This window comes from Stieleria sp., from assembly GCF_041595215.1.
GTDB lineage: Bacteria > Planctomycetota > Planctomycetia > Pirellulales > Pirellulaceae > Stieleria > Stieleria magnilauensis.
The window spans coordinates 1-1,508 of sequence record NZ_JBFHKV010001513.1 but is presented as its reverse complement, the minus strand read 5'-3'; the positions used below and the strand labels follow the sequence as shown (position 1 = coordinate 1,508).

General features: G+C 58.1%; 1 protein-coding gene. It reads right to left on the bottom strand.

The genetic code is table 11. The features are described from left to right. Positions 1-190: 190 nt before the first annotated feature. Positions 191-1,306, bottom strand: coding sequence for a non-reducing end alpha-L-arabinofuranosidase family hydrolase (locus ABX749_RS32560; protein WP_372899703.1), 1,116 nt, complete (start codon positions 1,304-1,306; stop codon positions 191-193). Positions 1,307-1,508 lie beyond the last annotated feature (202 nt).

Here is a 1,508-nt window from a genome sequence, read left to right as displayed (position 1 = left end):
GGGCAAAACGATGGGGAAGGCAGAATGATGGGGAAGGCAGAATGATGGGGAAGGCGGAATGATGGGGAAGGCGGAATGATGGGAGCCGTCGGATTTTGGCTCCGCGCTTCGGAGCGGTCAGAACATTATTCTGCCCCGTATCATTCTGCCAAATCAAACCATCCTGAACGTCCAGCTCTGGCGAGCGTCGCTACTTTAGAATTCCCAGCCGCCAGGGGATGTCGCCGTAATTGCCGCGTTGGTACTCCTTGTCGTTGGCTCCTTGGAACAACAATTGCAAATCATCGGGGTTGACTTCTAATCGCTGGTCGTAGCCGCTGCGAATCAGTTCGCCGTGGCTGTACGAGGTCGCCCACGATTGGTCTTGATTGACCACGTTGACCGGTGAGACCAACGGTTTTTGCTGACTTGCCGCCAACGGCTTCCAGGTTCCGTCCAACCGGTCGCTGACGAAGCCCTTGAAATAACGCCTGCGGCCGGCTTGGGCTTCGACCACCGTCAAATACAATTGTCGTCCTTGGATCGCGTACGTGTGACTGGCTTCGAAGATGTCGGCTTGCAAGACCACTTGGGGATCCGACCATCCGCGATTGGGGAAATCAGCGAGTGAAGTTTCGGCCCGCCACATCTGACCGTTGAGCGTCGTGAAGAACAGGTGTGCCTTGGCATCGTCACAGATGACCCAAAAATCCAATCCCGCTTTGGCGCCGTCTTTGACGACATACAGTGGTTCGGGACGCGTCCAACGGTCGGGCTGGTCGATCGAATCGTTGGTGGAAAAACAGGGTCCGTATTTCAAGCCGCGGGTGTCATCGCTGGCCTGATAGATCAGGTACCACTTGCGATGCGGCTGGAAATAGAAAATCTGCGGCGCCCCGTGGTAGCCCATCGTCAAGTCCAACACGCTCCAGTCGGCCTCCTTGGCATCGGCCCAGTCGGCAAAGGAAAGGTATCCGATTCGAATCCGACCGTCGCCCGATTTGCGTTTCCGCAAGGTGCAAAACAAATGCCAGCGGTCGGCGTAACGCACGATGCTGGGATCTTTGACCGCCAACCAGGGATGCTCCGGCGATGCCGGCAAACGCTGGGCGTCGACCTGCAGAAACGGAGGTCCGACGCGCCAACGGAAGACGCCCGAATCGAGGGGATCACTGGCGTCGGGATCGTTCACATGTTGCGACGCGGCGTCCCCTGTTTCTTGGCCACTTGCGACCGAACCTGAAGGGGCACCGGTGAGGCACAGCAGCACCGCGACATAGGACGCGATGAGTGACTGTATCGTGGTCAAGAAGAGACGTCGTTTCATACCCGATCACAACAAGGTTAGGAGGAAGATTCGCACACCCGCACCGCCTCAGCAGGGCGCGAGTACCAAGCGATTGCAATTTGAATGGATCAGTCCGCCGTGGCTGTTCGGAGTCGCCCCCGATGGGGCGTGCTGGATGACGGGGCGGGTTTCGCGACCGGCAATTCCAATCGTTCAATCGACGTCAACTCCGGCGACCCTC